Raw genomic sequence first — 6,291 nt, 5'->3', positions numbered from 1 at the left:
TGGCCTGATTCGGCCCCCTATCCACCTTGAACAGAAAACCGTAGAACACCTTGGTACCCTTGTAGGTGAAGATGACCGTATCGCCGACCGAAAACTTTGCCGCCTGCGCAGCGGGGAGCGAAAAATCCAGCGTGGAAGGCCCGTCGTTTAATCCTTCGGCCCAGCTCGCGCTGTAGACCACCTGAGAGACATCGAGATTATTAACTAAAATCATGTTGTTTCCTCCTCATCATGTTGATATAAAAGATGCCCGACCCACGCTTGGCGGGTCGGGCTGTTTTTTTGCGCTTATTCCGAACTCATGCTATTGTCAAAAGCCTCATAAGCGTTGGACATGACGCCGGTTATGGCGGCCTGCTCCTTTTGCTGCTCGGTGAGGAAAGCGCTGTTAGCGTCCCCTTTGATGACTTTGACAATGGCGTCATCTTTGAGTCCGGCAAGATTCAGCGGTCTTGTTCCATTGGTTTCGGGAACAAGATATATTGTGCTGGAATCAGGCACTTCAAAAGCCTTTTTTCCAACCAGCTCATCATATGCGGCCTTAACCTTAAAGCTATCCGGCGCTTTGGGGCGTGTACCGGGTCGGGTGACGCTTGGCACGCCGGATGATTTCACCTGCGCCTTCACGTATTCCACCAGTGAAAGCGTCACCGAATAGATGCCCTGATAGCTGGTTTCATATTTGATATCTCGCAGCAGTGCCAGTTTTGAAAGCCTTTGCTGATCAGAAACGATGATGAGCCGCTGACCGTTTTTGTCGTTGAGCATGTCGCGCAGCTCATCGAGCACTGCGGATGCCTTGCGCCAGCCTTCCTGCCCGAGATTTTGCTGGGTCAGCTCCAGCTTGATGTTCCAGCTTTTAAGCCCTGCATTTTGTGGCATGGTAAAAACGCCGGAACCGATGGCGTCGTGCTCGGTGACGTTGCGCGCGACCGATTCTTCCACCGAGCTGACGCCGTAGAGCGCGCAACCGCCTAAGTAGATTTCGTAAGCCATTTTTTGACCTCCTTATGTAATGAATATGTAGTCGGCTAACTTGAAAAACGACCCGATATTTGCGAGACTATTTTTTGCGCCGCAAGGCAGACGACGAAGACGGGCTGGCGCCTGACGAGGGCACAACGCCCCAGCACGGGAAATAGGCCGAAAGGACGGAGTGGTTTTCAGGCTAATCGGCTATAAAATAGCGCACGCGGCCTGCGGTCAGGCTGTATGCGCTGTTATGGTGCTGTCTGCGTTTCCCGCTCGAGCACTTCGTTGAGCTTGTCCCTAAATTCCGAGAACGTCATGCTGGTGCTCAGCGACTGGATGACAACCTCGCTTTTAATGTGGCGGTCGGCGGGCTTTTCTGCCACCCTTTGCAGCGCGGTGGCCACAGCATCAAGCTTCTTGACAACCTCGTCGTTTCCAACCTTGACCGCTTCGCGCAGGGTGTCCGCTGTCTGGCGGCTGCTGTCTATTTGACTTTGATACTGGTTGTAGTTCGATTCGTCCCCTGCGCCGGTTTTAAAGGGATCTGTCGGGTCGACGACCAGCGGCGGCGCTTTTTCCGCAAGGTCTTCCTCGGCATTGCCTCCGCTAGAAGCGTTAGATGAAGCAGCATCGCCAGAGCCAGCGGTGGCCTTTTCCTGCTTTTTTCCAATGCGTGTTTTAAGTGCCTTGAGTGCAAAAAAGCCGCCCATGGCTACCGTAATCGCACCGATGATGACCGGCAGGGCGGGGCCGGATAACAGACCAGAGAGTAGCCCGATACCCTTGCCCGCAAATCCGGCCATACCTGCTAATTCACCTACCCCTTCCTTTGCACTTTGTATGCTTCCTAATGCCCCCAATCCGCCGGTTAATATATCGCCGCTCTTGGTAATATCACTCTTTTCGCCGCCGCCCAGCTTTTCTAGCAAGGCGGGCAGCTCCTCTGCCTTAGTCAGTATGCCTTGACCATAGTTTGCCAGTGCGGTCAGCTTCTCCACCATGCTGCCGACATTGCCGGAGAGAATATCCAGCAGCAGATATGTAGCCGCTGCCCCCTCGAGCGATGCCGCGTCGTAAAGCTGTTGCTCGCCCAACTGCGCACCGGCAAAACTGCTTTGCAATGACAGTTGGCCCAACATTGCTGAAAAAAGCTGGCTGTGCATTCCGTATGACATCAGCAATGTGCCGTCCAGCAATTGCAGGGTTGTCAATTGATTGTTCATCGAACCCGCAATGGCTTCACCTTGACTTTTAATTTCTGTGATCAGTTCATCCAACTGTAAAATTTTTGAATTTTCATCATCCATTTGTCTTCTCCCTCTTTCTTTTTTGTGTTATGATTAAATTAAAAACAGGAGGTTTTTTTGTGATAAAGATTAAAGTTATTTCTCTACGTTCTCTTCAAGCTTCTGAGCCTAACCAAGAGGATAAAGAGCTAGGCCCTATTGAAAACTTCATTGCGCAGATTGGTTACGAAAATATTAGAGATATTAAAGTCATCTACGTCAGTGGTGGACTTACCTATTACCACATTCTTTATGAAGACGGCTTGCCCTACACCCCCTACGTTGAAGAAGAGCCCAAAAAGAAAGGTATCTTCGGCTAATAACCAACTTTAAAGCGCACAGGAGCGGCCTGTGCGCTTTTTTTAGCCGTGCGCCCAACTGGAAACCTTTGCATTGTCATCATCCATTTGTCTTCTCCCTCTTTCTTTTTTGTGTTATGATTAAATTAAAAACTGGAGGTTTTGTTGTGATAAAGATTAAAGTGTTCACCATTAGCAGCATTGTAGCTTCCAAAGCTATTGGAGAAGATGAAGAGTTAGGACCAATTGAAGACTTTATTATGCAAATAGGTTATGAAAATATTAAGAATATAAAAATACAATCTACTACTACCGGCACGGGCTACTACCACATTATTTATGAAGACGGCCTGCCCTACACCCCGCGCACTACACCCAAGAAAAAGGGCCTATTCGGCTAATAACCAACTTTAAAGCGCACAGGAGCGGCCTGTGCGCTTTTTTTAGCCGTGCGCCCAACTGGAAACCTTTGCATTGTCATCATCCATTTGTCTTCTACCTCTTTCAATTTTGTGGTACTATTAAAGAAAAAATCTGGGAGGTTTCTGATTATGATACGTGTTGAAATGTTTGAAATTCATTTGGAGCGCTCGTGCAATCCGCTTACTAAACATAAAGAATGGGCTCCGATAGAGGCTTTCATTGAAAAAGTTGGTTATCAAAATATTAAGAATATTATTACTACCCCAGGTACCAATGTTTATTCTTACTACTCCATCTTCTACGAAGACGGCCTGCCCTTTACGCCCTATGTTGAAGAAGAGACCAAAAAGAAAGGTATCTTCGGCTAATAACCAACTTTAAAGCGCGCAGGGCTACCTGTGCGCTTTTGTTTTAGCTAACCATTGCATTGCCATCACTCATTTTTCTTCAACTTCTTTCAATCTTGTGGTACTATTAAAGAAAAATCTGGGAGGTTTCTGATTATGATACGTGTTGAAATGTTTGAAATTCATTTGGAGCGCTCTTGCAATCCACTTACTAAACATAAAGAATGGGCTCCAATAGAGGCTTTCATTGAAAAAGTTGGTTATGCCAATGTTAAAAACATTATAGTCGCTCCAAGTACCGCCTATGAATCTTATTACTCCATCTTCTACGAAGACGGCCAGCCCTACACCCCCTATGTTGAAGAAGAGCCCAAAAAGAAAGGTATCTTCGGCTAATGCTACCACCCTGTACCGCCGCCTCCTAAACGGACGGCGGTATTTTTATGTTTTGGCCCAATGCCGTCCTGTGTGACGCCAAACCGATTTTTGTGCTTTTTGCTGTTTTTCGCCTTGACCCCGTTACAGACCGCTATAAAAGCGCCAACACATCAAGCTATTTACCGCTTTATGCCACCGCGCGCGGTGTCGAGCGGCGTCGAACACGTCAGTTTTCAACCTGTTATCGTGCCACAGCCTGTCCGCTTTTTGCGAAAACTGCCGCGTTCCGGCGAATGTTTAGGCAACTTTTTGTCGAACGGCTGAGTTTTCAACATTGTCTGAGCGTTTTGCCGTCGTATAACCGCAGATTAGTGCCGTCGCATCCGTCTACGGGTTCGTTCGGCGGATTCACGCTGTTCATCCTGTTCGGTGAGGTCACAGGCGAGCAGAAAAGCCTGTTCCTCGTTTGAGAGCCTCATGAATTCATTCGGGAGGATGCCGTGTCGTGAAAAGGCGAGGTAGGCGCGATAGCTCATATCGTCGCCGCCCCGCCTCAGGAGTTTTTTGCTTCATCTACCAGCTCATAAAAGTTATTGACCTGCTGGTGCTTAAAGTAGCAGGCCAACAGCACCCCAAGCTGCGCCGCATCCAGCAAGGATTTTAGCGCCTCGGCGGGGTCGAGGATGGTTCTGCCCTCCTTCTGCGAGAGGCCGCGCAACAGCTCGGCGTCGCTCAAATTTGGGGTGACGAGGCTTTTCGCTAGCAGGGCGAGGGTTGTTTCCTCCTGACCGCGACCCTCATAGTAGCTGCGCACCTCACAAAGCTCGCGTGCTGAAAGGGTTCGCATCTCCCACACAAGGGGTGCGCCGTCCTCACCGACAAAATCCTCCGAGAGGATAAAGCGCATGTTGGGTTTCTTCTTGGGGTTTAAGAATGCTTCGAGGTTTTTCATAATTTTTTCTCCTTATAATTTGAATTTTTTCTTTATATTTGATGTGGCTTGTAATATGTGGTAAAATATTTGAAAAGGTTCTTATGGAGGGATTTTACATGGTGCGGATGCAACTGTTTTTATTGAATCTCAAGGTGTTCGATTTAACCAACTACGACGAGCTTTTAAAAAGCGGCGCCGTCACCAAGGGCAAGGAGCGTTACGCCCAAAAGCTGGAGTTGCGCAAAAAAGAAATGGCACCTGTTGAGGCGTTCATCGCCGAGGTGGGCTTTCAGAACATCCGCAAAATCGCGGTCGCGCCCGGCGGCGAGGGCGTTATGACTTACACGATTTTTTATGAGGACAACCTGCCGGGGTGATTTCATCCTGCGCGCCAAGGGGGAACGGCTTTGCCGCTCCCCCTTTTTGATGCTGTTACCCCGCGTTTATTGCCAACCTTTTCCTTTGGTGCTAGAATGGTAAAAAACATAGCGGAGGTTTTTAATATGATACGAATGAAAATATTTAAGATTGACCCAGGAAAATTTGATATGGCTTATATTGATCAAAATTTAAGAGAAGATCAAAGCGAAAAGGGCAGAGCAAAGTACAAGAAAGAATTAGAAAAACACGAAAAAGAGTTATCTCCCATAGAAAATTTTATAGCAGATATCGGCTATGATAATATTCGAAGCATAAAATCTGCGATGGGTGCATTGGCATATGTAGTGTATACCATCTTCTACGAAGACAATGGACAAGGCCGCAGGTAGCCGCCCCCCTTCGCATTGCCACCCTTCTAAAAATATATCGGAGGTTTTACTAATGATACGAATGAGAGTTTTTATGATCGACCCCCTGAAATTTGATTCAGTCAGTTCAGACGAATATCTAAAAAGCAAGGGGGAGAAGGGATTAGAAAAATATAATCAAAAAATGGAAACGCGAGAAAAAGAAGTGGAGCCAATAGAGAACTTTATAGCTGAGATTGGCTTTGAAAATGTACGAAGCATAATCACCTCGACGGGCAGTCCCAGCTATTTAGCTTATACAATTTTTTACGAGGACATTAACCTAGGCCGCAGATAGCCGCCCCCTTCGCATTGCCAGCCTTCTACAAATATATCGGAGGTTTTTACTAATGATACGAGTGAAAATATTTAAGATTGACCCAGGAAAATTTGATATGGCTTATATTGATCAAAATTCAAGAGAAGATCAAAGCGAAAAGGGCATAGCAAAATACAAGAAAGAATTAGAAAAACACGAAAAGGAGTTAGCTCCCATAGAAAATTTTATAGCTGAGATTGGTTTTGAAAATGTACGAAGCATGATCTCCTCAACGGGTAGTCCCTATTATTTAGCTTACACCATCTTCTACGAAGACAATGGTCAAGGCCGCAGATAAATGAGTATAAACCGTAGGGTAAATTCCTGCGGTTTTGCTTTACTCCACTGTTTCTAGATCGCGAAGCAACGTTTCATTAAGCATATCCTTAAACTCCGAGAGCGTCGCATGGGTTTTAAGCGTGTTGATGACAATCTCGCTTTTTACGTTGCGGTCAGCGGGTTTGTCGGCTACTCTGCGCATCACGTCGGTCAGCTCGCTAAGCTGGGCAATCAGCTTGCTGTCCCCCCTGTCTTGCCGCATGGCA

At 47.2% G+C, this 6,291-nt stretch carries 14 protein-coding genes; 9 read left to right on the top strand and 5 right to left on the bottom strand.

The window, feature by feature from the left end; genetic code table 11:
* The 3 genes from PHF27_RS12735 to PHF27_RS12725 all read right to left on the bottom strand — a co-directional run.
* The coding region (locus tag PHF27_RS12735; protein WP_300070766.1) for a hypothetical protein at window positions 1-214 on the bottom strand (214 nt) is incomplete at its 3' end.
* A gap of 74 nt (window positions 215-288) precedes the next feature.
* Window positions 289-996, bottom strand: coding sequence for a hypothetical protein (locus PHF27_RS12730; protein WP_300070764.1), 708 nt, complete (start codon window positions 994-996; stop codon window positions 289-291).
* Window positions 997-1,220: 224 nt separating this feature from the next.
* On the bottom strand, window positions 1,221-2,279 hold the full coding sequence (locus tag PHF27_RS12725; protein ID WP_300070761.1) for a hypothetical protein: 1,059 nt from the start codon (window positions 2,277-2,279) through the stop codon (window positions 1,221-1,223).
* Between the two features lie 59 nt (window positions 2,280-2,338).
* Here PHF27_RS12725 and PHF27_RS12720 point away from each other — a divergent pair, with 59 nt between their 5' ends.
* The 5 genes from PHF27_RS12720 to PHF27_RS12700 all read left to right on the top strand — a co-directional run bounded on the left by PHF27_RS12720 (window position 2,339) and on the right by PHF27_RS12700 (window position 4,175).
* On the top strand, window positions 2,339-2,578 hold the full coding sequence (locus PHF27_RS12720) for a hypothetical protein (protein WP_300070759.1): 240 nt from the start codon (window positions 2,339-2,341) through the stop codon (window positions 2,576-2,578).
* A 146-nt stretch (window positions 2,579-2,724) separates the two neighbouring features.
* A complete protein-coding gene (locus tag PHF27_RS12715) occupies window positions 2,725-2,958 on the top strand; it encodes a hypothetical protein (protein WP_300070756.1) in 234 nt (77 codons plus the stop codon).
* A 150-nt stretch (window positions 2,959-3,108) separates the two neighbouring features.
* The gene (locus PHF27_RS12710; protein WP_300070753.1) at window positions 3,109-3,348 is read left to right on the top strand and encodes a hypothetical protein; all 240 of its coding nucleotides are present in this window, start codon (window positions 3,109-3,111) and stop codon (window positions 3,346-3,348) included.
* 135 nt (window positions 3,349-3,483) lie between these two features.
* Window positions 3,484-3,723 carry a hypothetical protein gene (locus tag PHF27_RS12705; protein WP_300070750.1) on the top strand — a complete coding sequence of 80 codons (240 nt, stop codon included), beginning with the start codon at window positions 3,484-3,486 and terminating at the stop codon, window positions 3,721-3,723.
* 47 nt (window positions 3,724-3,770) lie between these two features.
* Window positions 3,771-4,175, top strand: a complete 405-nt coding sequence (locus PHF27_RS12700) for a hypothetical protein (RefSeq protein ID WP_300070747.1) — start codon at window positions 3,771-3,773, stop codon at window positions 4,173-4,175.
* Window positions 4,176-4,258: 83 nt separating this feature from the next.
* Here PHF27_RS12700 and PHF27_RS12695 read toward each other — a convergent pair whose 3' ends face one another.
* Window positions 4,259-4,657, bottom strand: coding sequence for a hypothetical protein (locus tag PHF27_RS12695; RefSeq protein WP_300070745.1), 399 nt, complete (start codon window positions 4,655-4,657; stop codon window positions 4,259-4,261).
* A 98-nt stretch (window positions 4,658-4,755) separates the two neighbouring features.
* Here PHF27_RS12695 and PHF27_RS12690 point away from each other — a divergent pair, with 98 nt between their 5' ends.
* The 4 genes from PHF27_RS12690 to PHF27_RS12675 all read left to right on the top strand — a co-directional run bounded on the left by PHF27_RS12690 (window position 4,756) and on the right by PHF27_RS12675 (window position 6,044).
* The gene (locus tag PHF27_RS12690; protein ID WP_300070742.1) at window positions 4,756-5,016 is read left to right on the top strand and encodes a hypothetical protein; all 261 of its coding nucleotides are present in this window, start codon (window positions 4,756-4,758) and stop codon (window positions 5,014-5,016) included.
* Between the two features lie 126 nt (window positions 5,017-5,142).
* On the top strand, window positions 5,143-5,409 hold the full coding sequence (locus PHF27_RS12685; RefSeq protein WP_300070739.1) for a hypothetical protein: 267 nt from the start codon (window positions 5,143-5,145) through the stop codon (window positions 5,407-5,409).
* A gap of 52 nt (window positions 5,410-5,461) precedes the next feature.
* Window positions 5,462-5,725 (top strand): hypothetical protein, encoded by a 264-nt coding sequence (locus PHF27_RS12680; protein WP_300070736.1) that lies wholly within the window; start codon window positions 5,462-5,464, stop codon window positions 5,723-5,725.
* A 52-nt stretch (window positions 5,726-5,777) separates the two neighbouring features.
* Window positions 5,778-6,044, top strand: a complete 267-nt coding sequence (locus PHF27_RS12675; protein ID WP_300070733.1) for a hypothetical protein — start codon at window positions 5,778-5,780, stop codon at window positions 6,042-6,044.
* A 39-nt stretch (window positions 6,045-6,083) separates the two neighbouring features.
* Here PHF27_RS12675 and PHF27_RS12670 read toward each other — a convergent pair.
* Window positions 6,084-6,291 (bottom strand): hypothetical protein (locus tag PHF27_RS12670; RefSeq protein ID WP_300070730.1); only part of this gene is annotated, 208 nt, incomplete at its 5' end.

The sequence above is a fragment of the Anaeromusa sp. genome, assembly GCF_028691475.1.
Lineage (GTDB): Bacteria > Bacillota > Negativicutes > Anaeromusales > Anaeromusaceae > Anaeromusa.
Note: the sequence above shows the minus strand (reverse complement) of the source record. Positions and strands in the feature narration are given on the sequence as shown.